This window comes from Maricaulis sp., from assembly GCF_048268525.1.
Classification (GTDB): domain Bacteria; phylum Pseudomonadota; class Alphaproteobacteria; order Caulobacterales; family Maricaulaceae; genus Maricaulis.
The window spans coordinates 103,965-128,866 of the sequence record NZ_JBLWVH010000001.1 but is presented as its reverse complement, the minus strand read 5'-3'; the positions used below and the strand labels follow the sequence as shown (position 1 = coordinate 128,866).

Annotated in this window: 24 protein-coding genes; 14 read left to right on the top strand and 10 right to left on the bottom strand. The window is 63.0% G+C overall.

What is annotated here, in order from left to right; genetic code table 11:
* Nucleotides 1–81 precede the first annotated feature (81 nt).
* The 5 genes from ACN0X9_RS00610 to ACN0X9_RS00590 form a co-directional block, all read right to left on the bottom strand.
* A complete protein-coding gene (locus ACN0X9_RS00610; RefSeq protein WP_417485696.1) occupies nucleotides 82–1,143 on the bottom strand; it encodes a FecR family protein in 1,062 nt (353 codons plus the stop codon).
* Nucleotides 1,130–1,687 carry an RNA polymerase sigma factor gene (locus ACN0X9_RS00605; protein WP_417485695.1) on the bottom strand — a complete coding sequence of 186 codons (558 nt, stop codon included), beginning with the start codon at nucleotides 1,685–1,687 and terminating at the stop codon, nucleotides 1,130–1,132. The genes ACN0X9_RS00610 and ACN0X9_RS00605 overlap by 14 nt, the downstream gene beginning before the upstream one ends.
* A 281-nt stretch (nucleotides 1,688–1,968) precedes the next feature.
* Nucleotides 1,969–2,574, bottom strand: coding sequence for a response regulator (locus ACN0X9_RS00600; RefSeq protein ID WP_417485694.1), 606 nt, complete (start codon nucleotides 2,572–2,574; stop codon nucleotides 1,969–1,971).
* Between the two features lie 31 nt (nucleotides 2,575–2,605).
* Nucleotides 2,606–4,177: an ATP-binding protein gene (locus ACN0X9_RS00595; RefSeq protein ID WP_417485693.1), complete on the bottom strand. Its 1,572-nt coding sequence runs from the start codon at nucleotides 4,175–4,177 to the stop codon at nucleotides 2,606–2,608.
* A 77-nt stretch (nucleotides 4,178–4,254) separates the two neighbouring features.
* A complete protein-coding gene (locus ACN0X9_RS00590) occupies nucleotides 4,255–4,809 on the bottom strand; it encodes a heme NO-binding domain-containing protein (protein ID WP_417485692.1) in 555 nt (184 codons plus the stop codon).
* A 253-nt stretch (nucleotides 4,810–5,062) separates the two neighbouring features.
* On the opposite strand from ACN0X9_RS00590, the gene ACN0X9_RS00585 reads away from it, so the two are divergent.
* The 7 genes from ACN0X9_RS00585 (at nucleotide 5,063) to ACN0X9_RS00555 (ending at nucleotide 10,505) form a co-directional block, all read left to right on the top strand.
* Nucleotides 5,063–5,416 carry a hypothetical protein gene (locus ACN0X9_RS00585; RefSeq protein WP_417485691.1) on the top strand — a complete coding sequence of 118 codons (354 nt, stop codon included), beginning with the start codon at nucleotides 5,063–5,065 and terminating at the stop codon, nucleotides 5,414–5,416.
* A 1-nt stretch (nucleotide 5,417) separates the two neighbouring features.
* Nucleotides 5,418–6,281 (top strand): CsgG/HfaB family protein, encoded by an 864-nt coding sequence (locus ACN0X9_RS00580; RefSeq protein ID WP_417485690.1) that lies wholly within the window; start codon nucleotides 5,418–5,420, stop codon nucleotides 6,279–6,281.
* A 2-nt stretch (nucleotides 6,282–6,283) separates the two neighbouring features.
* A complete protein-coding gene (locus tag ACN0X9_RS00575; protein WP_417485689.1) occupies nucleotides 6,284–7,147 on the top strand; it encodes a hypothetical protein in 864 nt (287 codons plus the stop codon).
* A 79-nt stretch (nucleotides 7,148–7,226) separates the two neighbouring features.
* On the top strand, nucleotides 7,227–7,607 hold the full coding sequence (locus ACN0X9_RS00570; protein ID WP_417485688.1) for a response regulator: 381 nt from the start codon (nucleotides 7,227–7,229) through the stop codon (nucleotides 7,605–7,607).
* Nucleotides 7,604–8,380: a YaiO family outer membrane beta-barrel protein gene (locus ACN0X9_RS00565; RefSeq protein WP_417485687.1), complete on the top strand. Its 777-nt coding sequence runs from the start codon at nucleotides 7,604–7,606 to the stop codon at nucleotides 8,378–8,380. The genes ACN0X9_RS00570 and ACN0X9_RS00565 overlap by 4 nt, the downstream gene beginning before the upstream one ends.
* Before the next feature lie 8 nt (nucleotides 8,381–8,388).
* Nucleotides 8,389–9,072, top strand: coding sequence for a HEAT repeat domain-containing protein (locus ACN0X9_RS00560; protein ID WP_417485686.1), 684 nt, complete (start codon nucleotides 8,389–8,391; stop codon nucleotides 9,070–9,072).
* Nucleotides 9,063–10,505 (top strand): glycosyltransferase family 2 protein, encoded by a 1,443-nt coding sequence (locus ACN0X9_RS00555; RefSeq protein ID WP_417485685.1) that lies wholly within the window; start codon nucleotides 9,063–9,065, stop codon nucleotides 10,503–10,505. Before ACN0X9_RS00560 ends, ACN0X9_RS00555 begins: the two co-directional genes overlap by 10 nt.
* On the opposite strand, the gene ACN0X9_RS00550 is transcribed toward ACN0X9_RS00555, so the two are convergent.
* The gene (locus ACN0X9_RS00550) at nucleotides 10,492–11,427 is read right to left on the bottom strand and encodes a 2-keto-4-pentenoate hydratase (protein ID WP_417485684.1); all 936 of its coding nucleotides are present in this window, start codon (nucleotides 11,425–11,427) and stop codon (nucleotides 10,492–10,494) included. The two genes, ACN0X9_RS00555 and ACN0X9_RS00550, sit on opposite strands and share 14 nt — an antisense overlap.
* A gap of 166 nt (nucleotides 11,428–11,593) precedes the next feature.
* Here ACN0X9_RS00550 and ACN0X9_RS00545 point away from each other — a divergent pair, with 166 nt between their 5' ends.
* The 4 genes from ACN0X9_RS00545 to ACN0X9_RS00530 are packed head-to-tail and all read left to right on the top strand — an operon-like array spanning nucleotide 11,594 to nucleotide 15,822.
* On the top strand, nucleotides 11,594–13,030 hold the full coding sequence (locus ACN0X9_RS00545; protein WP_417485683.1) for a pectate lyase: 1,437 nt from the start codon (nucleotides 11,594–11,596) through the stop codon (nucleotides 13,028–13,030).
* Between the two features lie 30 nt (nucleotides 13,031–13,060).
* Nucleotides 13,061–14,044, top strand: a complete 984-nt coding sequence (locus ACN0X9_RS00540) for a TRAP transporter substrate-binding protein (protein WP_417485682.1) — start codon at nucleotides 13,061–13,063, stop codon at nucleotides 14,042–14,044.
* Complete coding sequence (locus tag ACN0X9_RS00535) at nucleotides 14,044–14,538, top strand: TRAP transporter small permease (RefSeq protein ID WP_417485681.1); 495 nt, start codon at nucleotides 14,044–14,046, stop codon at nucleotides 14,536–14,538. The genes ACN0X9_RS00540 and ACN0X9_RS00535 overlap by 1 nt, the downstream gene beginning before the upstream one ends.
* Before the next feature lie 3 nt (nucleotides 14,539–14,541).
* Nucleotides 14,542–15,822, top strand: coding sequence for a TRAP transporter large permease (locus ACN0X9_RS00530; RefSeq protein ID WP_417485680.1), 1,281 nt, complete (start codon nucleotides 14,542–14,544; stop codon nucleotides 15,820–15,822).
* A 662-nt stretch (nucleotides 15,823–16,484) separates the two neighbouring features.
* On the opposite strand, the gene kduD is transcribed toward ACN0X9_RS00530, so the two are convergent.
* From kduD to ACN0X9_RS00510, 4 genes are all read right to left on the bottom strand, one after another.
* Nucleotides 16,485–17,240, bottom strand: a complete 756-nt coding sequence (kduD, locus tag ACN0X9_RS00525; protein ID WP_417485679.1) for a 2-dehydro-3-deoxy-D-gluconate 5-dehydrogenase KduD — start codon at nucleotides 17,238–17,240, stop codon at nucleotides 16,485–16,487.
* A gap of 38 nt (nucleotides 17,241–17,278) precedes the next feature.
* Nucleotides 17,279–17,920 carry an RpiB/LacA/LacB family sugar-phosphate isomerase gene (locus ACN0X9_RS00520; protein WP_417485678.1) on the bottom strand — a complete coding sequence of 214 codons (642 nt, stop codon included), beginning with the start codon at nucleotides 17,918–17,920 and terminating at the stop codon, nucleotides 17,279–17,281.
* Nucleotides 17,921–17,934: 14 nt separating this feature from the next.
* Nucleotides 17,935–19,359, bottom strand: coding sequence for a glucuronate isomerase (gene uxaC, locus ACN0X9_RS00515; protein WP_417485677.1), 1,425 nt, complete (start codon nucleotides 19,357–19,359; stop codon nucleotides 17,935–17,937).
* A gap of 118 nt (nucleotides 19,360–19,477) precedes the next feature.
* On the bottom strand, nucleotides 19,478–20,554 hold the full coding sequence (locus ACN0X9_RS00510; protein ID WP_417485850.1) for a LacI family DNA-binding transcriptional regulator: 1,077 nt from the start codon (nucleotides 20,552–20,554) through the stop codon (nucleotides 19,478–19,480).
* A gap of 161 nt (nucleotides 20,555–20,715) precedes the next feature.
* On the opposite strand from ACN0X9_RS00510, the gene ACN0X9_RS00505 reads away from it, so the two are divergent.
* Genes ACN0X9_RS00505 through ACN0X9_RS00495 form a run of 3 tightly spaced genes read left to right on the top strand, consistent with a single transcriptional unit; the run spans nucleotide 20,716 to nucleotide 24,855 of the window.
* Nucleotides 20,716–22,227, top strand: a complete 1,512-nt coding sequence (locus ACN0X9_RS00505) for a UxaA family hydrolase (protein ID WP_417485676.1) — start codon at nucleotides 20,716–20,718, stop codon at nucleotides 22,225–22,227.
* Between the two features lie 10 nt (nucleotides 22,228–22,237).
* Complete coding sequence (locus ACN0X9_RS00500; protein WP_417485675.1) at nucleotides 22,238–23,299, top strand: PfkB family carbohydrate kinase; 1,062 nt, start codon at nucleotides 22,238–22,240, stop codon at nucleotides 23,297–23,299.
* Entirely contained in the window at nucleotides 23,296–24,855 is a 1,560-nt protein-coding gene (locus ACN0X9_RS00495) for a carboxylesterase/lipase family protein (protein WP_417485674.1), read from the top strand. The genes ACN0X9_RS00500 and ACN0X9_RS00495 overlap by 4 nt, the downstream gene beginning before the upstream one ends.
* Nucleotides 24,856–24,902 lie beyond the last annotated feature (47 nt).

Genomic DNA, 24,902 nt, shown 5'->3' with positions numbered 1-24,902 from the left:
CCTGACCGCCCGACGCGCATGCCGTCCCCTCAAACCTTTCCGGACCCGTCCCTCGAGCGTGTTGTGGTCACACGCCGCCCGTCACTCATTTGTACTGTAGAGCTGTATCCGATCGGCGCCGCGCTCGATCCCGACCGGCCCCATCCGGTCCAGTGCCGCGAAGAAGGCTTCGCTATCACGCGGGTCGAACACACCGGACACGGCGATTTCGGCAACGTCTGCATCAGCGAACTCGACCGTGATATCGCCATAACGCCGGAACTCGTCGACGACATCAGCCAGTCGCCGGCCATCGAACACGAGCCGACCGGAGCGCCAGGCCACGGCCAGGTCGGCATCGACCCGCAGCGGCGCCGGGAGCGGTGTCCCCGGAGCCAATTCGACCTGGTCGCCAGCATGCAGCAAGGCCGGGCTGGCCGGGGCCACCGTATCGTGCGCCTGTACGATCCCCTCGACAACGGTGACCATCGTGCGCCCGTCATCCCGGGTGTAGACGTTGAAGGCGGTGCCGATGGCCCGCACTTCATAGCCGCCCGCCGCGACAATGAAGGGGCGTGACGGGTCATGCGTAACCTCGAACAGGGCTTCGCCCTGCGGCAAGGCGATGCGGCGCTCATAATCACTGAAACTGACCTCAATGCGCGAGGCGGTATTCAGTGTCACCGTGGACCCGTCGGCCAGGACCCTGGTCTGCATTTCACCGCGCCCGGTCGAAAACGCCTCGGCAACAACCTGTTCGGCTGGCGGCGTCGGAGCACCCACCAGAAACGAGCCGACCAGGAACGGGGTCACGGCCAGGAACAATAGGACCGAGGCCGCCAGGGCGACCGACCGCCAGCCCAGGCCGGCGAAAGGACGGACGACAGAACCGGCATGCCTTGGCACGGACCCACCTTCGGCCTCCTCCAGCTCCGCCTCGACTTCCGCAATCAATCCCTCTGCCCAGCTGCCGGTCCGCATCTGATCGAGCGCCGCGTCCAGGTCGAGACAGGCCGACAGCGCATCGCCATGGCGCGGGTCGGCGTCCAGCCAGGCCAACAGCTCGGACTGGCGCCCAGGATCAAACGGCGCCCCGGCCTGCAGCCAGATGGCCCAGCCTGCGGCGTCGTGGTGAATATCGGACGTCGGATCAACCGGCATCATGCCCAGCCCCTGTGGTATTGCTTCCGGGTTTGGTCCCGGATTGCAGACGCGCAGCGCACAGCGCCATGCCGCGTTGGATGTGTTTCTTGACCATGTGCGACGACACGCCCATGCGTTCGGCGGCCTGCTGATAGGTCAATCCTTTCAGCTTGCACAGCACGAAAGCCGCCCGGCATTTCGGCGGCAGGCTGCGGATGGCGGCCTGCAACGCCAGTTCGCGCGCCTCGTCCGGCGGCGCATTTTCAACCTGTGACCGCGACTGCACGAACACGTCGGTATAATGGTGCGCGACGCTATCGGCATGGCGTTGCACCGTATCGCGGTGGCGCAGATGATTACGGGCAAGATTGGTCGCAATCGTGGTGAGGAAGGCGGACTCGTCGCGTACCGGTCGCGCCTCGACATCGGTCTTCAACAAGCGCTCAAAGGCCGACTGTGTGATGTCGTCAGCGTCCTGCGGATTTTTGACGATGCGGCGGACAATCCAGCGCAGACGCGAGCCATGCTCGCGGTACAGGTTTTCGACATTGAACGCGTCACTCACGGCCACGACCAAGCCCCACGCCTGCAGCCTTGCCCGCCGCAAACGCTTTCCCCGTTGGCCCGCACACCGGACCCGCACGCCAGACCACGCCTGACACAAGACTGTCATCGTCGCCCGCACAGGCCGACCGCGCAAGGTACCCGATCAGCCACCCCGCGTGTCTATTCCAGATGGTGCCGAAATCTCCGAAAGGTGTTCCCAAACGACAATCCCGCGCACCATCACGAGGGTGCCGTCAGCTACATACGCTCTGGTCTCGAACGACGGGGGCTGTGCCTTCGCTAGGCCAGAAGGCCAGCCTGGATAGCCTTGACGACAACCTCTGTCCGGTTGCGGGCCTCGAGCTTCAGGGCAAGGGAACGCAGGTGGAGCTTCACCGTTGTTTCCTGAATGTTGAGACTGCGGGCGATTTCCTTGTTGGCCTCGCCGCGCTGCAGGCAGAACAGGACTTCGCGCTCTCGCGGTGTGAGCGAGGCCGGCGCGTTTTCCGGGTCGGTCGTGTGATGGATGGGCGAGAAAACCTGACCGGCCAGGATGAGCCGGACGGCCGCGACCAGACCGTCGGCCGGCATGGTTTTCGGGATAAAGCCGCGGGCACCATTTTCCAGCAACATCTGCACCTCCATCGGCGCAGCCATCCCGGACAGGATCGCAACCGGCTGGTCGCCATGCCGCTTCATCAAATCCCTGACATCCTGCACACCGGCGATACCGGGCATTCTGAGATCCAGCAGGACGAGGTCATATCGGCTGCCGTCAGAAAGAATGCGCTCGACCTCATCGCCGGACCGAACCAGTTCAACTTCGACATCGGGAATGTCGTTTTCGAGCAAGGACCGGACAGCGTCGAGGACGAGGTCATGATCGTCGGCAATCAGAATTTTCATGCTCTGTTTCCTGTGTTCGGACCTGGCCGCACTAGTCGGCCAACGGCGCTCCGATAGTCTCAATCAGATCGTCGAGCGTAGCCGGTTTGGCAAGCGTAGCGGCGAGTCCGGCCGGCAGCGGTGGCTGCAGCGCGCCTGAACACATCACGATACGCGTATCCGGGCGGATGGCGAGCAAAGCACGCACCAGTTCATCGCCTGACATTTGCGGCATCCGGCGATCTGTAACCACCACGCCAAACGCCTTGGGCGCAGCCCGGAATACCTTCAGTGCCTCGACAGGGTCTGTGAAGCCGACCGGGTCCCAGCCAGCGCAGCTGGCCGCCTCGCAAACGAAATTCATCAAGGTCTTGTCATCATCCACGACGAGGGCGCCGGTTGCATGATTGGCCTCGCCCTCACTGTCGTCAGCCGCCGCCGGCACAGCGATTTCCGCGATCTGAAGCGGCAGGTCTACCACAAAAACAGTGCCTTCGGCCGGGCGGCTATAGGAGGCGACACAGCCTTCCTGGCCGGTCAACAGGGCATCGACCGTGGCCAGGCCCAGCCCGCGCCCACGCCCCTTGCTTGACTGAAATGGTGTGAACGCCTGGTCGAGCGCCTCCTGGGGCATGCCATTGCCATCATCCTGCACCACAAGGCGAGCTGCCGGGTAGTGACGAAGCTCGCCGCGATGATTGATCGCTGATGGCTGAAATGGAAGGTCAAGCGGCTCGGCCTCTTGAATGCGCATGGTACGCACTGTGACCGTTCCGCTTGTCCCGAGCGCCTCGTGGGCATTCTTGACCAGATTGGCGACAAGGCGGGCAAACAGGGTGGGGTCGATTTCGCAAACGAGCCGCTCGTCATCGGCAACGAGTTCGAGGCGATGGGGCGCCGTGAACTGGTTGGACATCATCTCCACGACGTCCCGAACAATCTCGTCGATGGCCCGCGCTTCCCGCACCGGGTTGGCATCAAAAGTCATCAAATCGTCGACCAGATCATTGGCCTGGCTGCACGACGTCACGATGCGATCAAATATCAACGCGTCTTTCAGCGATGTATTGCTGTTCCGCAAAAGACGCGCCGACGCATTGATCGCGGTCAGGATATTGGCGAAATCGTGCGCGACAGACGAGGCCATGCGCCCCAGCGCATCGCGGCGCTCGGCATCGGCCAGCATCGCCTGCAACTGTTCGCGCTGACTCTCGCGACGCTTGTCGATGGCAATATCGCGCGAAACACAGAGGATACCGCCGTCAGAAAGCGCCGTCAGGGAGAGGCTTTGATGGACTGCCGAGCCGTCCTGAGCGCGCCCCGTCGCCTCGCCGCGCCAATATCCGTCGCGCGTGAAGGCGGGCATGACCTCGCGTTCAAAGACGGACAAAATCTCATCGTCGTAAAGGGAGGTCCATGGGCGCCCGAGACAATCGTCCACACTGGCATAGCCGAACATGCCGGCATGCATCGGATTCATATAGGTAAAAATGCCGTCCGCGTCGGCAATCGCAACACCATCGGCTGAGACATCGATGGCTGTGCTCAGCCGCTGCACCTTGGCAGTCTCTTCACTCAGACGTTCCTTGGCTTCATAGAGGCTCGCCGACTTGGCTTCGAGCACACGCTCGGCTTCACGGCGGGCGGCGGTTTCCCGGGCCAGCCGCCTTTCAAGCCTGCCAATCTGATCATCCTTGTCAGTCAGTGTTCTGCCCCAGACACGATCTCGAAGCGGGCTTCGCGCAACGGCTTGTCGGCGTTGTCATCCCTGTGAACTACGTATTCGTCCGCTTTGCCATAATGGTCCAGAGCGGCAAGGATCATGCCTTCGCAAAGATCGGCCATCGGGCGGGTCGAGTGATAATCGACGACGAGGCGGGCATTGCCATCACGCGCCGTTACCAGGATCTCCGGAACTTCCGCGTCGGGATAGAGTTTGCGGACATCACGGTGGATGACGCCGTGAATACGCTCCATCAGATCAAACGGATGGGTGATCCCGGGTTGCTCGTGCGAGGCGATCAGGGCCGCAAACAGCGAATTGCCGAAACCGACCAGAAGTTCACGGACCGACTGGCCAGTCAGCTCTGCTGTCTTCCCGACCAAGGTCAACATTTCGGTGTGATCGTAATAGCCGACACTCGTATACGCCCCGCCGGACGGCAAGTCCGCTTGATCGAACACCTTGTCAACCAGAGCCTCGCCGAAAGCGTTTTCTGCGTGGTCAATGAACTGACGGAAAACAACGCCCTTCATGTGTCTACCCTTCTTCTCAATCCCGACGTCATTGTCGCGCGAGCGGGCGCGAAGACAACCTGACCATTCGGACAGGTAGGGCGGCCCCGGTTCGATCGGTCGGCCCGGCCTGACCAGGCGAACATGTCCCCTGTCCGAATGGTCAGGTAGGCCTGTCCACCTGCCGCTGAGAATGGGCCACATGGTTAATATCGCCGCCCTGCGCCGGCTGCCAACTTCGGATCAACAAACAGATGACCCCGAGGAGGCAGACATGCCGATCGCCAGTTTCGCCCTTGCCGCCGCCCAGATGGCGACCCCCGTCAGCCTGGACTCCGGATTTGCCGTCAACCAGGCAATGGGGTTCCAGCAGGACGCGCAAGGCAACCGGGTTGTGATCTCCGGCACCAGCCAGCTGTCGACCGGCACGTCCGGCGGTGGCACTCAGAGCCGGCTCATGCCCAGCTGGGGCGTGACCGCCACGACGAGCCAGGCGACCGCCATCGGCAATCTCGTCAGCGTCACGATCACCGGCAACAACAATACGGTCCAGCTCGACACCACCCAGATCAATCTCGGCAGCCAGACCGCCATCGTCGGCGAGTTGCCGAACGGTTCGGGGAATTAGGATGAGCTGGTTGCCCCCCCTCAAAGCCGGCGTATCGGCTCTCACCCTCTGCGCCATGACAGGCTGCGCCAGCCTTTCCGGTGACTTCCATGACCACATGGCCGGCTATACCGGCGCCCGGGTGATCGACAACTCGACTGCCTATTCCCCAGACCTGGTCTGCCTGGCCCGGACCGCCACGGCGGGTCGCCCGCGGATTGCCGTCGGTGACGTCAACGACCTGACCGGGCGGTTTTCCTCGCTCGACGGAACGGTGGCCACCCAGGGAACGGCGTTGATGGTGATGTCGGCGCTGGACCGGGCAGGCTTCCCGCTTGCCGAACGCCTCGACACGCGCGTCGCCCAGCAGGAGCTGGAATTCGCGAACAGCCGTCTGATCGGACCGGATGGCCAGCCGACAGAAAACTACCGCCGGGTCATGGCGGGCTCCATCGCCGGGAGCGACTACATCATTCTCGGCGGCATCACAGAACTGAATTTCAATCTGCATTCCGGCGTCGCGGAAGCGCGTATCGGACCGCTGATTGGCGGCCGTCGCCACTATGCGATGACCGTTGGCCTGGACCTTCGCCTGGTCGATGCGACTGACCTTCGTGTCATCGATATCGTCAGCCAGAGCAAGGTGATCCGCGGACACGAGATCCGCGCCGGCGTGTTTGAATTCATTGGCGACACGACGCTGGACATCGGCATGGGCGAACGCGTCCAGGAGCCGGTCCACACCGCCATCCGAACGATCGTCGAAAGCGCCGTTTTCGACCTCGTCTCAGGCCTTGCCGGCCCCGCCGCGCAAACCTGTTCAACCGCAGGGACAGCCGCGACCGGCACCCCTGTTTCCTTCCAGACCCCCACTTCCGGAGATTAATCATGAAACGGTCTGTTCTTCTCGCCACTGCCCTGGTGGCACTGTCTGCCCCGTCCGCCTTCGCCCAGAACAAGGGCCGCGGCATCGAAGTCGGCGTCGGCCTGGGCCGCGTCAACGCACAAGTCAGCGAAATTGACGCAGCCGCAGAACTGGATGCGACGGGCATCATCGATACGATCGACTATGCAACCGATCAGCTGAATACCGGCAACCAGACGTCCGTGCTGAACCTCACCAGTGGTGCGCTTGGCGAACTGTCGGGCACGGCTGCCTCCATCGGCAACTCCTTCTCGCTCGACGCTGCCGCCCGTGTCACCAGCGATCTCGACCAGATGAATCTCGGCCACGCTGTCTCGGAAGCCAATGCATCCGTCTCGGCTGTCGGTACCGCGGCCGTGACCGCCGCGTCGATCGGCAACTCTGCCTCCGTGACCGCCACGGACGCCGTTGTCGATGCTGATATTGCCCAGGCGAATCTCGGCTCCATGACCGCGACCGTGAACGGTTCAGTCGGCAATGTATCGGAAGCGACGCTGACCGCGGCCTCGATCGGCAACTCCCTGTCGGTCGAAATGCCCGGCGGCAGCAACCTGACCGGCAACCAGTTCAACTCCGGCACGATGGTGGCAGAGCTGAACGGTTCTCTCGGCGGCTTCTCCGAGATCGCGGCCACTGCGGCGTCGATCGGCAACTCCGCATCCCTGACCAGCCTGAACACCGGTATTGCCGGCAATATCGCCGCCAATCTGAACCAGTGGAATGCGGCAGGCCAACTGTCCGTGCTCAATGCGGCGATCAGCCATGGCGGCGATGCCGCAGCCACAGCGGCTGCCATCGGCAACTCCGTCAGCATCAACGTCAATTGAGTCGGAGAAAGGCGCCGGGCCTCCCCCCCTTTTGGGTCCGGCGCCTTTCAGCCCTCTAACCATTCAGAGAAACATTGCGATGAAACCGATCCTGGTTGTCCAGAACGAGCCAATGATGACAACGCTGCTGTGCCACCGCCTGACCATGAATGGTCACTCGGTGCTCACCGCGATCGACGGCCGCTCCGCCCTCGATCTGGTCAGCTGGGCCCGACCCAAGCTGGTCCTGGTCGACATGCTGCTGCCGGACATGCGCGGCTTGGAAGTCCTGTCGCGCCTGAAGCGAGTGGCGGCCACCGCCGACGTGCCCGTCATGATGTTGCTACCCTATGCCCATGAAGGCGATACGGTGGCGGCGCTCGAAGGCGGGGCGCATGATTGCCTCGTCAAGCCGATCCAGCCGCGTGAATTGATTGCACGTATCTCGGGCGCCCTGTCTCGCCAGAAAGTCGCGGCATGAGCCTCCGATCCTGCTTGTTTGGCGGCCTGGTAGTGACCGGCCTGGTGGCCGGTCCCGCCATGGCCCAGCCCGATGGCGACTGGACCGCCGATCTGGTGGTCGAGCACGCCGCCCTGTCGCGAACCGCGCTGGACGACTGGTCTGCGGCCGGCCTGCAAGTGGGCTACCGCAATGCTGATGCTCGCCTGACCTGGGGCCGCGCCGAATGGTCCCGCCGTTTCGGTACGCAGGACATCTTCCTGCAGGCCGGTTTGCAGGAGCGTTTGGCGGGCGGTGTCGCTTCAGTGGCGCTGGGCAGCGCATTCGGTGGCGATTTTCGCGAGGATATCGATTTGCGCCTCGCCTGGACCCGCCCCGCCTGGCGGCCCGCTCAAGGCAGCGGCGGGACCGATTTCGACCTGACCGCGCGCTTCGCTGACTATGGCGACGGCGTGGTGACCGTGCTGGCACCTGGCCTTGTCCACTATCTGGCAGGTCGCGATGCCTGGCTTTCGGTCTCGCCGATTATTGTGCGCGCGTCCGGCGGCGATTGGGAAAGCGGTCTCGCCCTGCGCGGCGACACGGCCCTTGGCGCCAAATGGCGGATCCGCGGCGGGCTGAGCCTCGCGCCTGATGTCGAGGCCGGCCGCGTGGCCCGTACCCGAAGTGTCGAATTCGGCGCTCGTCGCACCTTTGGACCAGACCGGGAAATCGGCTGGACCGTGTCGCAGGTCGACCGGTCGGGCAGCTATGCGCGCACAGGCCTTGCCCTGTCCATGCGCCAACGTTTCTGAGGACAATCATGCACTCGCTCGAATGGATAATGACGGCAGCGGCAATCTTTTGCGCGCTCGGGCTCGGCCTGGTGGCCAGCGCCGCGATCATCGTTCTGTTCGAGCGCTGGCAGGCACCGGTGCGCGCCAGTCGGGATGCCTACCGCACAGCCTGCCTTCTGGACCATGTCGCCACCGGCGCGCCGCTGCCGCGGGTCAAGAGCCGTCGTTCTGCCCGGGCCTGGTCGCGGATCGCCCGCGAGCTGGCCGAGTTGCTGGCCGGCATGGAGGGCGATGCCCTGCGCGACCTGTCCGACCGCTTCGCTGCCCTGGCACCGTCCCGCCAGCGACCACTCTGCCTGCCCACCGTCCGGGGTGACGCCTCGCTGGACCTGGCTATTGCCGACTTGGACAGGATGGCGACATCGTCCTTGGCTGGCGAACGCCGCAAAGCGCTGCGTGCGCTGGTGTGGCGCGGTCATCCCGATGCCACGAAAACCTTTATCCGCGCCTTGCGCGATAACGACGCTGAAGCCCGCATCCTCGCCCTGGCGGGACTGGCCGACCTGCGCGTCACAGCCGCCTCCGACCGCATCGCCGAGATGCACAATGATCCGTCCTGGCGGGTGCGGGAGACCGCGCGTCGCGCCTTGCGGATGATCAATGAGCCTGCCCGTCAGGCCGAGCAGTCAGGAGTGATCCAATGGATATGATCATCGATTTCTTTGTATGGCCGGACGTCACTTTCCCGGTCACCTTTCTCATCCTGGCCAGCGCCCTGTTCCAGGACACGCTTTACGCCGTGCTGATCGCGATCGCCGGTGTCACCCTGATGCGACGCCGCTTCGAGCCCAATGCGCACAGACTGATGCGGCGGATCGGACAGGCAGCGCCCCGGGTCAGCATTCTCGCGCCGGCCTATAATGAGGCCGAGACTGTGGTTGACTGCACCCGGGCCCTGCTGCGTCAGAACCACTCGAATTACGAAGTCATCGTAATCAATGACGGGTCGGGTGACGACACCTTGAACCGGTTGGTGCGGGCTTTCGATCTGAAGCCGGCGGAACGGGAATGTTCGGACCGCCTGGATTTCGCGCCGGTGCACGCGGTCTATCACCGGCCCGGACCGGTTCCGCTCTGGGTGATCGACAAGGCCAATGGCGGCAAGGCCGACGCCCTCAATGCGGGAATTGCCCATGCATCCGGCAGCCTGTTCTGCGCCATTGATGCGGATTCCCTGCTGGAGGCCGACGCCCTGATCCGCACCAGCCAACCCTTTCTCGACAATCCCGACACCGCCGCGGTGGCCGGGACGGTCCGTGTCGCCAATGGTTGCCGACTGCGGGAAGGCGCGGTCGAAGAGGCCGGCCTGCCGCGCCGTTTCCTGCCACTGGTGCAGTCGCTGGAATATCTGCGCGCCTTTCTGGTTGCCCGTTTCGCCCTCAGCGAACTGGGCGCCCTGATGATCGTGTCCGGCGCGTTTGGCATGTTCGACCGGGCCCGCGTGGTCGAGGTCGGCGGTTATGATCCGCGCACGGTCGGCGAAGACGCCGAACTGATTGTCCGCCTGCACCGAGACGGTCGCGACAGCGACCGCCCCACCGTGGTGCGTTTCATTCCTGAACCGGTCTGCTGGACCCAGGTACCCGAACGCCTCTCCGATCTGGCCGGCCAGCGCCGACGCTGGCAACGCGGCGCGCTGGAGACACTGTGGCGCCACCGCGACGCCGCGCTTCGCCCCGGCTACGGCCTGCCCGGAACGCTGGGCCTTGGCAGCATGATCGTGATCGACGTGGTCGGGCCCTGCCTGGAAGTGCTCGGCTATGTGCTGGCCTTGCTGCTCGCCGTGACCGGACAGATTTCCTGGACCTGGTTTGCCGCCCTGTTCGCCCTTGTGTGCAGTTTCGGTTTCCTGTTGTCGGCCTCAGCCATCCTTTTGCAGGAGATCGAATTGCGCCGCACCGCCTCCCTGAAAGCAATCGGCCAATTGCTGTTTGCCGCAGCTATCGAGAATTTCGGCTATCGGCAGTTGAGCAATATCTGGCGGTTCGCCGGAACCATCGATTTTCTCAAGGGCCGAAAACATTGGGGCCAAATCAAGCGCTCCGCCTTCGATACGACAGACGCGCCAGTCAACCCGTGCTAAGTCTGGCTCGGCCCCAACCGGGTTGCAGCGCGGTCAGTGTCAGGTCGATCGCGCCCCACGGGCCAAAATCGACGCGGCTGCTGTCGTCGACATGGGCTTCGTGAACTCCGGTAACCGCTCCGGTTGAAATACGACTTCCCGCTTCGAGGGCGATGCCACGCATCTGCATCAATCGCAAAGTAAACTCCAGCGCGCCTATCGGGCCTCCGGGCAATGATGCGGCTGTCGTTGCCCCCACCCGGGTCCCGTTGATGGTTACTGACGCGGGCATGTCCGACCAAGGTCGCGACTGCCAATCGCGGATTTCCGGCCCGACAATCAGTCCGAAATTATTGCCAAAATCAGTCACGACGCAGATTGGACCGAGTTGATTGATACCTGGAAAAGGGCTGGACGCGATTTCAACGCCCACATGCAGTTTTCCGGCAACGCGACGGGCCAGCTCTGGCGTAATCTCCGTACCCACCGGCACTGACTCGGCAAGTACGAAAATGAACTCGGCCTCGATCGCGGCAAAGCCATCGGCGAAAACCGGCATCGCGTGCACTTCACCATCGGCATGCCCCCGGATCAGATCCGAAAAGATCGGACCAACCAGTCGTTCGGCACCGACCGGGTTCCGGAACGCCGGCGGAACCAAGCCGATTTTCCAGCCAGCAACCATATCGGGCCACCGGGCAATCGACATGTCCTGGATTGCATAGGCATCCGCCAACGTCGCCGGAAGTTCACCGGGATAGTCCCTCAATCCAAGCGCCGCCTGACGCGCGTCGACGAAGGCTGCGGAAATGATTTTCTGGTTCGGCGTCAAGTCATTCTTCCCTGATTTTCCTCGCCTTGTCGGCCGACGAGTTGCTCTGACGAAGGGGCTTGCGCCACTCTCGATATTGGTTACGGTTCCGATAAAGGAAACCGGTGTCATTTTTCACGGTATGCCCTCAAGATCAAGCCGCGAGCAACAATCAGCGGCACGTAACGACGATGGTCACCGACAAATCGGGACCGCTGGGGAGGAGATAGAAATGATCAGATGCGCTTTGCTCGTTGGCGTTTGCGCCATCGCAACTGGTTGCGGTCACATAGATGCATTGACGACAAATTTTTCTGCCGACGGCGCCACGTCTCCAGCAATTGTCAGTGACGGCCAGATCGCTTTCCCGGGCGCAGATGGCTTCGGGCGCTTCAGTCGCGGTGGCCGTGGCGGCGATGTCTACACGGTGACACATCTCGGTGATGCCGGTCCCGGCTCTCTGCGTGAAGGCGTCGAGGCTGACGGCCCGCGCACGATCGTGTTCGCGGTATCCGGCACGATCCAACTGGAAAGCCCGCTCCGTGTTCTGAACGATCACATCACGATCGCTGGCCAGTCGGCCCCCGGAGCCGGCATTGCCCTGCGCGACTATCCGCTGCAGATCCACGCCAATCACGTCATCGTCCGATACATCCGCTCGCGCATTGGCGGCGAGAGCCAGGTCGAGGATGACGCCATTTCGATCGTCGGCGGGTCGGACATCATTCTCGACCATGTCTCGACCAGCTGGGCGATCGACGAAACCCTGTCTTCGTCACAAAGCTATCGCGGAACGCCCGGCCAGAAGCACCTGACCAATCTGACAGTGCAGTGGTCGATCATGTCCGAGGGACTCTATCAGGCCGGACACGAGAAGGGCGACCGCGCCTATGGCAGCCTGATCCGCGGCAATAATGGCGCCCGCTATTCCTGGCATCACAATCTGTGGGCCAACCACAATTCCCGCATGCCCCGCATCGGGAATTACGCGACTCCCTTCGCGGACCCGGAAGGCCTCTTCCTCGATTTCCGCAACAATGTTTTCTACAACTGGGGGCATGGCGCGGAGACTGATTTTTGGGACTGGGTACCTGCCAGCGCCGAGTTTGATCCCTCGACCCAATTGGGCCTCAACCAGGACCCACTCTATGGCCGTGAGAACACGGATTACCACCATGCTGCCGGTACCGATCTCGATCCGGCCTCCGTCGCCCGCTACAACTTCATCAACAATGCCTATGTCCAAGGACCGCAGACGCTGGGACCGGTCATTTTCTACATGCGCAACACGACCGGGCGGGCCCATTTCTCGGGCAATACGATGGATCACGAGCTGCGTGACCAGCGGCCGATGTTGCGTTCTGCGGCGCACGATCTGAGCTGGGTTGATGAGCCGTACGAGGCCGATTTCATTCGCACCGACAGCGCCGATGAGGCCTATACAGCAGTGCTGGAAGGCGTTGGGGCGTCGCTCTGGCGTGACTCGGTCGACCAACGCATCATCGATGACGTGATCAACGGGACCGGGCAGATCATTTCATCCGAAGCGGAAGTCGGCGGATGGCCCGACCTGCCCTCCGAGGCACCGCGCACCGACAGCGACGGGGATGGCATTCCGGACGAGTGGGAAGTCGCCCGCGGCCTCGACCCTCACGATCCGGACGACGGCTCGCGCGACAATGACGGCAACGGCTATACTGAACTCGAGGACTGGCTGAACGAACTCGTTGAGTAGCGAAAGCTGTTCGGACCCTGGGGAGGGATCATGATCAATCGCAGACACCTCATCGCGACAGGGGCCGCCGCCGCTGTGGCCGGTTGCGGGCAAGCCGACCGGCCACTCTATTCCGCCGACGCCCATGTCGCCGACTATCCGACGGTCCAGGGTGTTGAAGCCATGGCCCGCATGGTCGAGGAACGGACCGGCGGACGCCAGCGCGTGAAGATTTTCGCCGGCGCCCAGCTGGGGTCAGAACGCGATACGCTGGAACTGACCGTGTTCGGCGCACTCGACCTCAACCGGGTCAACCTGGCACCGCTCAATTCGATCGCCAATGAGACGATCGTGCCCAGCCTTCCCTTCCTGTTCAGTTCGATCGACCACATGCGCGCCTCGCTGGATGGCGCGCCTGGCCAGACAATCCTCGATGCGCTGCGTCCACACGGCCTGGTCGGCCTGTGCTTCTACGACAGTGGCGCCCGCAGCTTTTACAACACCCGTCACCCCATCAACGAGCCGGATGATATTCGTGGCATGAAGATCCGGGTGCAGAACTCCGATCTTTATGTCGGCATGGTCGAGGCGCTGGGCGCCAATCCGACACCTATGGCTTTGGGCGAAGTCTATCAGGGCCTGGTCCAGGGCGTGATCGATGGCGCTGAGAACAACTGGCCGTCCTATGAATCGGCGAGGCATTTCGAGGCTGCCCAGCACTACAGCCTCACCCGGCATGTCATGGCGCCGGAAATCCTGGTGATGTCGAAACACCGCTGGGATCGCCTGTCCGGTGAGGACCAGGAGATTTTCCAGCAAGCCGCACGGGACAGTGTGCCGGTCATGCGTGAGCTCTGGGATGCCCGTGTCGCCGACTCCCGAGAACGGGTGCTGGCGTCTGGTGTCGAGGCCAATGAGATCGGCGATATCGCGGCCTTCTCCAACCTTATGGAAGGCGTCTGGGACCGTTTCGTGGTCACCGATGTCCAACGCCGCCTGGTCGAGGACATCCGAAATCTGGGGGGCGCGGCCTGATGCGTATTCTTGCCAATCTTCTCGGTTTTGCCAGCCGCTCTTTGCTGATGCTCGGCGGCATCGGCTTGGCCATCATGACGTTGATCATCGGCTGGCAGGTGTTCGCCCGCTACGTGCTCAATGCCAGCCCGTCCTGGTCGGAACAGGCCTCGCTTGTCCTGATGATCTGGTTTGTCAGTTTCGCCGCCGCGGCCGGGGTCAAGGAAGGCTTCCACATCCGGATCTCCGCCTTCGCCGACAGCCTGCCCGGCCGATGGCCGAACCGCCTGCAGCTTGTCTCCCACCTCATCGTCGCCCTGGTTGGCGCGGCCATGGCTTTCTGGGGCGGGGAACTCATCATGCGGACCTGGGAGCACACCATTCCGACGCTCGGCATCTCGCGCGGCTTTGCCTACCTGCCGCTGCCGATCAGCGGCGTGTTGATCGCCCTGTTCGCGCTGGAGAACATTCTTGAACAACTCAATCCGGCTATCGCCGACGATGCGGAGTCCTGAACGATGGAATTATCAGTTCTCCTGGGCGTCCTTGTCTTCCTGTTGATCATTGGCGTACCGGTTGCTTTCTCACTGCTTGGCGCGACGCTGGTCACCTTCTTCATGATGGACATGCCGGCCATCGCCGTCTTCCAGCGCATGGCGGGCGGGATGAGCATTTTCTCGCTGATGGCCATCCCCTTCTTCGTCTTCGCCGGCGAGCTCATGCACCGATCCGGTATCGCCGAGCGCCTCGTACGTGTCGCGGAAGCGGCTTTCGGACGATCTCGCGGCGGACTTGGACAGGTGGATGTTGGTGCCTCGATGCTTTTCGGTGCGGTCTCGGGTTCGGCCATCGCCAGCGTGTCGGCCATGGGATCGACCCTGATGCCGATGATGCGCGAGCGCGGATATGATGCCGACTATGCGGTCAATGTGACCTCGACCTCGGCCGTATGCGGCCTTCTGATCCCACCGTCGCACAACATGATCATCTATGCCGCCGCGGCCGGTGTCGGCGTGTCGATCGGCGAGCTCTTTGTCGGCGGGATTGTGCCCGGGATCCTGACCGGCGCGACCTTGATGGTTGCCGCCTGGCTGGTTGCTGTGAAGCGCGGCTATCCCAAGGGCGAGTTCCCGGGCTGGATGGCTTTCCTGCGCGCCTTCATCATGGCTCTTCCTGGCCTGTTTACCGCCATCATCATTGTCGGCGGTGTCCTGGGCGGCCTGTTCACGGCAACAGAATCCTCGGCCGTCGCGGTCATCTACACGGTCGCCGTCGCTGCCCTGCTATACCGCTCAATGGGCCCGCAGGCTTTCCTTGACGCCGCCATCCAGGCCGTGAAGACGACGGCCATGGTCCTGTTGATCATCGGTTCCGCCTCGGGTTTTGGCTGGATGCTGGCCCTGCTGGAAGCGCCCTCGCAACTGGCCAACCTGATCACCACGGTGACCGACAATCCGATCCTGATCCTGCTGATCATCAATCTGATACTGTTGGTGCTGGGCACCTTCATGGACATGTCGCCGTTGATCGTGATCACCACGCCCATTTTCCTGCCCATCGTGGTCGGACTGGGCATGGATCCGGTCCAGTTCGGCGTCATCATGATGCTGAACCTTGGTATCGGCCTGGTCACCCCGCCGGTCGGGTCAGTCCTCTTCGTCGGTGCCGCCATCGGCAAGGTGAAGGTCGAGGAAACGGTCAAGACGATCTGGCCCTTCTATGGCGCCCTGTTCGTCGCCCTGATGGTGGTGACCTATGTGCCGTCGGTGACCATGGGCCTGGTCAATCTGATGCGGTAGGGCACACCTTCTCGACTTCGCACGCAGAATGCGCCGAAGGATGGGAGGGAAACGGGATGCCGGCCAATGCCGTCAACCGGTTTGATCTGAAAAACGTGACATCGCCGACATCCCGTTCGCGGAGTTTTCCCGGACGCTCTCGCCCCCGATTCCAATGCGCCAGGTACTGAGGGTCGGTCGTTTAGTGCCCCTGGACCTGATCGCACGCCCTGCCGGAGCTTTGGAGTGTCACATCCAAGGCGCGGACAGGCTCCGCAAGTTTCCGGGCACAAGTGACTGAGCTCGTGCCTCCCGTCCCGAAAACCGAGGGCATTATGGGTCGGCTGGCGAGGGGGGAGGACTAGTTCGTGTCTATCCCCACCCCACACACCGTCATCCCGATGGCAATCGGGACCCAGCCTGCGATGCCAAGCCATTGCCAAGACAGGTGAAATCCGGCCTGCGAGACTGGGTCCGGACTTTCGTCAGGATGGCGGTGTGGTACGGGTTATGCGGAGGATAACCCGCCCCTCCCTGACCGGTGAGAGGACCCGGCGCGCGAAGCGCGTTGCTCGCGGCGGATCTCAATCTAGGATTTCCCCAAACGGGGTGAGGGTGCCCGGCCGCCAAAAAAAAGCCGACCCCGAAGGGCCGGCCGGAGGGAAGGTTCGGGAGTTGCTTGACTAGCGGGCGAGCCAGCCACCATCGACGGCCAGCACTGTGCCGTGGACGTAGTCAGCCGCCGCGGACGACAGGAAGACAGCGGCGCCGCCAATATCCGACGGGTCGCCCCAGCGCCCGGCCGGAATACGGCCGAGTATCTGTTCATTCCGGTCGGGATCAGCCTGCAGGGCCGCCGTGTTGTTGGTTGCGAAATAGCCGGGAGCAATGGCATTCACATTGATGCCCTTTGCGGCCCACTCATTGGCAAGAAGCTTGGTCAGGCCGGCTATCGCACTCTTGGAGGAGGTATAGGACGCCACCCGAATTCCGCCCTGGAAGGACAGCATGGAGGCAATATTGATGATCTTGCCGCTGCCTTGAGCCACCATACGCTTCGCCGCCGCCTGGCACAGGAAGAAGGCCGACTTGATGTTAACATCCATGACGCTGTCCCAGTCTTCCTGGGTGAAGTCGAGCGCGTCATTGCGTTTGATGATGCCGGCATTATTGACCAGGATATCGATCCGGCCGGCTTGCTCGACCGTTGTGGCCACCACATCTTCAACACAGGACGGGTCGGAAAAGTCGGCCTTGATTTCATAGAATTTGCGGCCAGCGGATTCGACCGCTTCGCCGGTTTCTGCCGCACTGGAGCGACCAGCCACGACAATGTCGGCTCCTGCCTGGGCCAGGGCGATGGCCATCGCCTGACCCAGCCCTGTATTGCCACCGGTCACCAGCGCGACCTTGCCGTCGAGGTTGAATGAAAGGCTCATGGATCTCTCCGTTTCGGACTCGTTGGCCAGGTCAGCGTCTAGGACGCCAGCATGGTGCGGATATAGTCGGCGATCGCCTCGTCCTGACAATTGGCGAAGAAGTATTCCTGGAAGCGCTCACCGGCGATCGCCGCTTTCAACAGGTCCTGGTCGACGGTCTTCAGCACGGTCAGCATGTCGTGGCATGAAGCAGCCTTCAATTCCGCCACGATGCCGCGATTTTTGGCCATGACGGCGGCTCGCTCCTTGGGGTATCCGACGCCGCGCTCGTATTCGAACAGCTTGCGGAAGCAATCCTGCAAATTGAGCTCGGCGGCCCAGCCAAAGCCCTTGGCATAAGGCATCGAGATGGCATTGCCGTCATTGATCTGGCCGAACAGGAAAGCATCGGTCGGATCGACAACGAGACCACAGAAAACGCCCGGCATGGCGTTGCAGGCGAGGTTGGAACCGACACCGGTGCCGCAACCGGTGACGACGAAGTCAGCTGCCTTTGAATTGAGAAGGAGGCCTGCCAGCAGGCCATTCATCGGATAGGTGAGCGAAGCTTTGTCCTCGGGCGTGTACATGCCGTAATGGTGCACCTGATGGCCCAGCGGCTCTGCCACAGAGGTCAGGGCGTCCTGGACGATGCCGCTCTTGGCGGCCTGGCTGTTTTCGATGATGAGCGCGATTTTCATGGCGTTGTCCTGTTTCAGTTTTGTGCGTCGAGCTTGTAGGCGCGTTTCGCCAGATTGTAGGCGAGGTCGCGGGCGGTTTCGTGGGCCTCGTCGAGGCCGAGTCGATGCTCGGCGACCAGACGGGCGAGAAAGGCGCAATCCACCCGACGCGCCACGTCGTGGCGGGCCGGAATGGACAGGAAGGCGCGGGTGTCGTCGTTGAAGCCGACCGTGTTGTAGAAGCCGGCGGTCTCGGTGGTCTGCTCGCGAAAGCGCATCATGCCTTCCGGGCTGTCGTGGAACCACCAAGCCGGACCCAGCTTGAGGGCGGGATAGTGACCGGCCAGCGGCGCCAGTTCCCGCGCATAGCTCGTCTCGTCTAGCGTGAAGACGATGCAACCGAAATCCGGCTCATTGCCAAAGCGGTTGAGCAGCGGGCGCAAGGCCTCGACATAGTCGGTCCGGGTCGGGATATCGGCCCCCTTGTCACGTCCATGCGAGGCGAATAGCGGGCTGTTGTGATTGCGGAACGAACCGGGATGGATCTGCATGACCAGGCCATCCTCCAGGCTCATTGCTGCCATTTCGGTCAACATCTGGGCGCGGAAGAGCTCGGCGTCCCCGTCCCTCTGCTGGCGGCTGACGATGCGGTCAAACAGCGCCTTGGCCTCACCACGCCCGAGGTCGGCAGTGCGGGCTGTCGGATGGCCATGATCGGTCGAGGTTGCACCGGCCGCCATGAAATCGACCCGGCGCTGGCGATGGGCGGCGAGATAGCCATCCCAACCGAATACATCCTCACCGGTAATGTCGCCAAAGGCCTCCATCGAGGCTTGGAAATCCTCATGGTCGGCATCGATCACACAATCGGGCCGATAGGCTGTGATTACTCTACCGGACCAGTCCGAAGCGGCGATGGCGTGGTGGTGATCAAGCGTGTCGACGGGCGATTCTGTTGTCGCGATCACTTCGATGTTGAAGCGGTCAAACAGGGCGCGGGGGCGAAAGCCCGGTGTTTTGAGCGCGGCCTCAATGGTGTCATAGGCCGTGTCCGCCGTGTTCGCGTCCAGACGGTCCCCGATACCGAATACCTCGACCAGGACATGGCTCAGCCAGATCGAAGACGGTGTACCGCGGAAGAGATGGAAGTTCTCGGCAAACAGGCGCCAGGCCGCTCGCGGATCGGTTGCCGGCACGCCGTTCCGGTCCGGGATTGCCAGATCAGCCAGCCGGATGCCCTGGCTGTAGAGCATCCGGAACACATAATGGTCCGGGGCCAGCAGCAGCGCCGTCGGATTCTCGAAGGCTTCATTGGTGGAAAACCAGCGCGGATCGGTATGCCCGTGTGGCGAAATGATGGGCAGGTCGCGAACAGCTGCGTGCAGCTCCCGGGCGATGCCGCGTACGGCCGGGTCCGCCGGAAACAGTCGGTCCTCGTGGAAAAATGTCGACGTAGGCATTGTTTCAAGCAACCCGATGCGCGAAGAAAGTCAGCAAGGTAACCGGTGTCATTCCGAAGGGCAACCGGAGTCAAACGGGTGAATTCAGTCTGATTTCAGAAATTGCAACGGGCCAGGGTCAGGCCGGTGAAGCCGTGGTGTCGCGGACCACAAGGCTGGGCAAGGCACGCGGATCCTCACGCTCGGCCTCGACCGCGGTCTGGGGATTGACCAGTTTGGTCGAGGCCCGCCGCCCGATCTCACGGGTCGGCGTATGGACCGTCGTCAGCCGCGGCCACAGGCGCTCGGCAAGTTGAAAATTATCATACCCAACCACTGAAAGGGCATCGGGGACGCGAATATCAAGCGTCCGGGCTGCCTGGAGGACTCCGGCAGCCATTTCGTCATTGGCGGCAAAAATCGCGGTAGGACGCTGAGGCCTTTTGAGCAGGTCCAATGCGCATTCGTAGCCGGACTCGAAGGTGTAGGCCCCCGAGACGACCAGGTCCTCCGCGAGAGTAAGGCCCCTTTCCGACAACGCCTCCTCCAATCCGCGCCTTCGCTCGTGAGAGGACCGGAAGCTTTCGCGACCAGAAATGAAGCCGATCCGGGTGTGCCCCAACTCGGCCAGGTGGCGTCCGGCTGCCGCGCCTCCAACATGGTCATGCGAGACAATCATGTGCTCGGGCTCGTCCAGAGAGACCGAGGCGATGCGAATGAATTCACATCCGATCTGGCGCAGGATCGGGGGGACTCGCTCATCCTCCGATACAGACGGGGTCAGGATCACGCCATAAAGCTTCTGGCGTTCCACGAAATTGCGGACATCGGTCAGAAAAGTCTCACTCGAGCGATCACAGGGATGGACGACCAGCTCGAAGCCGGTCCCGCGCATACCGTCGAGCAGGCCCTGCTGCATGTTGACGACATATTGCGGATTCGGGTTGTCATAGATCATCCCGATCAGGAAAGACCGCCGGAAGGCCAGCCCACGCGCCTGCGGGTCGGGCGCGTAGCCAATCTCGTGCATGACGCGCAGGATTTCCTCGCGCGTATTCTCCTTGACTGCGGGCGACTTGTTGATGACCCGGGACACCGTCTTCTTGGAAACGCCGGTCAGACGCGCGACATCATTGATGGTGGGGCGTCGATCTACAAACTCATCGCGCAGGCTGCCACCCCCCGTCACATCGGCCGGTTTCTCGCCATCTGTCATCTGCGCCATCCCCCGGCGATCACCATTCCATGAAATGTCCACTACAGGACATCTCCTTGCTTGTCATGCAATTCGGCGATGTTTTCACCGGCGATGAAATTTTCCCTTTCCGTGAAAAATGACACCGGTTACCATTGAGGCCAGCAAGGGTGAGAGACGTCATGAGTGTCGTTGAAGAAACTGCTGTCGCCAGAGGTCTGATTATCCACCCCGAAGACGGGGTCGGAGTAGCCACGACGGCATTGCAGGCTGGTGAACGCCCGGGACCCGGCTTGCCGCGCCTGGTCGACGCAATTCCGCGCGGACACAAATTTGCGCTGGGTCCCATCAAGGCCGACAGCCTCGTCACCAAGTACGGCGCAACGATCGGTCGGGCCCGCCAGGACATCGCGGCCGGAGCGCACGTCCACAGCCACAACCTCGAATCGACGCTGAGCGGCGAACAGCAATACGACCATGCGGGCACGCAACGCGCCCATGTCGGCCAAGGGCGCGCCATAGCCGACACATTCATGGGATATCGCCGCTTCGACGGGCGTGTCGGCATTCGTAATGAAATCTGGGTGATCGCGATGGTCGGCTGCGTCAATCGCACCACCGAACGCATTGCCCGGATGGCCGCCAACCAGGTTCGGGGGCAGGTCGACGGCGTTCACGCCATTACACACCCCTTCGGTTGCTCACAGCTGGGCGACGATCTGGCCAATACCCGCGCCATCCTGGCCGGGCTGGCGCAGAATCCGAACGCTGGCGGCGTGCTGCTGGTTGGCCTGGGTTGCGAGTCTAACCAGTATCGCGACCTACTCGACGCCATGCCGGACACCGATCCGCTCCGCGTACGCGCCTTCGCCTGCCAGGATGCCGGCGACGAGCTCGATACCGGCATTTCAGCAGTGGTGGAGATCGCCGAACACATCGCCGCTGAAGACCGGCGCGAGCCCTGCCCTGTCTCCGACCTGGTCATTGGTCTCAAGTGCGGGGGCTCGGACGCTTTCTCCGGTCTCACCGCCAATCCGCTGCTCGGGCGCATCACGGACCGGCTTGACAATGCCGGTGGCAGCACCATCCTGACCGAGGTCCCCGAAATGTTCGGCGCCGAGCAACTGCTGATTGATCGGGCAGTCTCGCGCGACGTGTCCTTTGCGATCGGCACCATGATGAACCGCTTCAAGCGCTACTTCAGCGGCCACGGCGAGCCGGTCCACGCCAATCCGTCACCCGGCAATCTTGAAGGCGGGATCACCACTCTGGAAGAAAAGTCGCTCGGCGGGGTTCAAAAAGCTGGCAACGCACCGGTGGTTGATGTTCTGGCCTATGGCGGACGCCTTCGCGAAACCGGTTTGAGCCTCCTGGAGTCGCCCGGAAATGACGCGGTTTCGACCACAGCGCTGGCAGCCGCTGGCGCCACGCTCATCCTGTTCACAACAGGCCGCGGCACGCCGCTCGGCACAATGGTGCCAACGATCAAACTTGCCACACAGTCGGACCTTGCCGAGCGAAAACCGAACTGGATCGACTTCGATGCGGGACCGGTGCTGAACGGCGAGCCCGCGGACGTCACCACTGATCGCCTGTGGCAGACCATTCTCGATATCGCCGGCGGAAAACGGGCTCGCAACGAGCTCTATGACGAACGCCAGATCGCCCTGTGGAAGGGCGGCGTAACGCTCTGATGCGGCCCCAATGACCCACAGCTTCCTGCCCATCAAACCCGCCGGGTCAACGCGCTGGGACATCGCCGCTCTCGGTGAAGTCATGCTGCGCCTCGACCCGGGCGAAGGTCGCGTCCGCAATACCCGCCAGTTCCAGGTCTGGGAGGGCGGCGGCGAATACAATCTGGCCCGTGCCGCCAGCAAATGCTTCGGCCTGTCGTCGACCATTGTCACGGCCCTGCCGAAAAATGATGTCGGCTGGTTGGTCGAGGACTGCATCAGCCAGGGCGGCGTCGATACCTCGCACATTCTGTGGCGGGATTTCGATGGCATCGGACGAGAGAACCGTGTCGGCCTCAATTTTGTCGAGCGCGGCTTCGGGCTCCGGTCCGCTCGCGGGGTTTCCGATCGCGGTCACAGCGCCGCCTCCGGCATCAAACCCGGCGAGATCGACTGGGACGAGGTGTTCGGGACCCAAGGCGTGCGCTGGTTCCACACCGGCGGCATATTTGCTGCGCTGAGCGAGACCACTGCCGAAGTGACTGTCGAGGCTATCAGGGCCGCCCGTGCGCATGGCGCGGTCGTCTCCTTCGATCTCAATTACCGGGCCTCACTGTGGGCGTCTCGGGGTGGCTCCGCGGCGGCCCGTGATCTCAATCGTGCGATCGCGCCCCATGTCGACGTCTTGTTCGGGGCCGAAGGTCTCGGCAGCGCCCCGTCCGGTGGTGACCCGCGCGCCGCAATCGAGAGCGCCGTCGCCGATTTCCCCAATCTGCGCGTGGTGGCCACGACCTGCCGCACCGCCCACTCCGCCAGTACCAATGACTGGTCGGCCGTCCTCCATGCCGGTGGCGAATTCCATGCCTCGCGCGAGCGCCCAGGGCTGGACATTCTCGACCGGGTAGGGGGCGGAGATGCGTTCGCTTCAGGCGTCTGCTGGGCGCTGATGGCCGGCAAGTCTCCGGCCGAGGCGGTCGAGTACGGCGCGGCACACGGGGCCCTGGCGATGACGACGCCTGGCGACGCTTCGATGGCGCGCCTGGACGAGATTGAACGGGTGATCCGAGACAGCGACGCAGGTGTGATCCGATGAGTTCCGATATCAGTCGGCGGACCCTCCTCGCCGCAACCGGGGCTGCGGGGAGCGTCCTGACGACCGGCACCGGATTCACTCAACTCAACGATCCCGTGGTCACGACCACAAATGGCCCGGTTCGGGGCGCGATTGAGGACGGCATCAACCGCTTCCTGGGTGTTCGATACGGCGCTGACACCGCCCGTACGCGTTTTCGGCCTCCCGTCCGCCCGGAAGCCTGGTCCGACACCCTGGCGGCAACAGAATATGGCCACGCCTCACCGCAAGGCAGCCGCGAGGCCAACCAGTCGGAAGACTGTCTCTTCCTCAATGTCTGGACACCCGGACTTGAAAGCGGCGCTGCGCGCCCGGTCATGGTCTATTTCCACGGCGGCGCCTATGCGGCGGGGTCTGGCTCCTCGCCGCTCTATGACGGCACGCGTCTGTGCCAGCGCGGCGATGTGGTGGTGGTGACGGTCAATCACCGTCTCAACGCCTTTGGCTATCTCTACCTGCAACGCCTGCTCGGGCCTGACTTTGCGGCATCGGGCAATGCCGGTCAGCTGGACCTTGTGCTGGCGCTGGAATGGGTGCGCGATAATGCGGCCCGCTTTGGCGGCGACCCGGGCCGGGTCATGGTGTTCGGTCAGTCAGGCGGCGGCGCCAAGATCGCCAGCCTGATGGCCACCCCGGTCGCCGACGGCCTGTTCCACAGCGCCGCCACGATGAGCGGTCAGCAGGTCACCGCGTCAGGCCCGGCCAATGCGACCGCCCGGGCCCGCGCCTATCTGGCCGGTTTGGGCCTGGACGACGCGCATGCACATGAGGCGCTCGACCTGCCGATGGAGGCGCTGGTCGAGGGATTGGGCGTCGATGACCCGGTACTGCCCTATGGCCGTGTCTATTTCGGCCCGGTGCGCGATGATGTCGTCCTGCCCCGCCACCCTTTCTATCCGGACGTTGCCCCGCAGTCGCGGCACATCCCGATGATTATCGGCAATACCCATGACGAGACCCGCGCCTTCCTGCGCGGCGCGCAATATGAGGCCATCGACTGGGACAATCTGCCGGAATTGCTGATCCCGAACATGCGGGTGGATATCCGGCCGGAAACGGTGATTGCCCGCTATCGCGAGCTCTACCCGCGACGCTCGGCCGAAGAGATTTTCTATGCTGCCACGACAGCGGCGCGGTCCTGGCGCGGTGCCGTCATCGAGGCGCAGGAGCGGGCCCTGGCCGAGTGTCCGACCTGGGTCTATCAACTCGATTTCGGCACGCCCCATGCGCCGCACACTTTCGATATCCCGCTGGTCTTTGACAATACGGCTGTCGAAGGCGCCCTGCCCGGCGATGGTGAGACTTCCCGCAACATGGCCGCGCTGATGAGCGAGGCCTTTATCGCGCTCGCCCGCACCGGCTCACCGCAACATGGTGCGCTGCCGGAATGGCCCCACTACACACTGCCGGACCGAGAAACGATGATCTTCGACTGGCCGCCACGCCTGGAGAATGATCCGCGCGGTGCCGAGCGGGAGCTCTTCGCGAGCGTTCCCTACGTCCAGCCGGGCACCTGACCCCTCGCCAGTCACACCGGTCACAACCATTCAGAGCAGAACGCCTG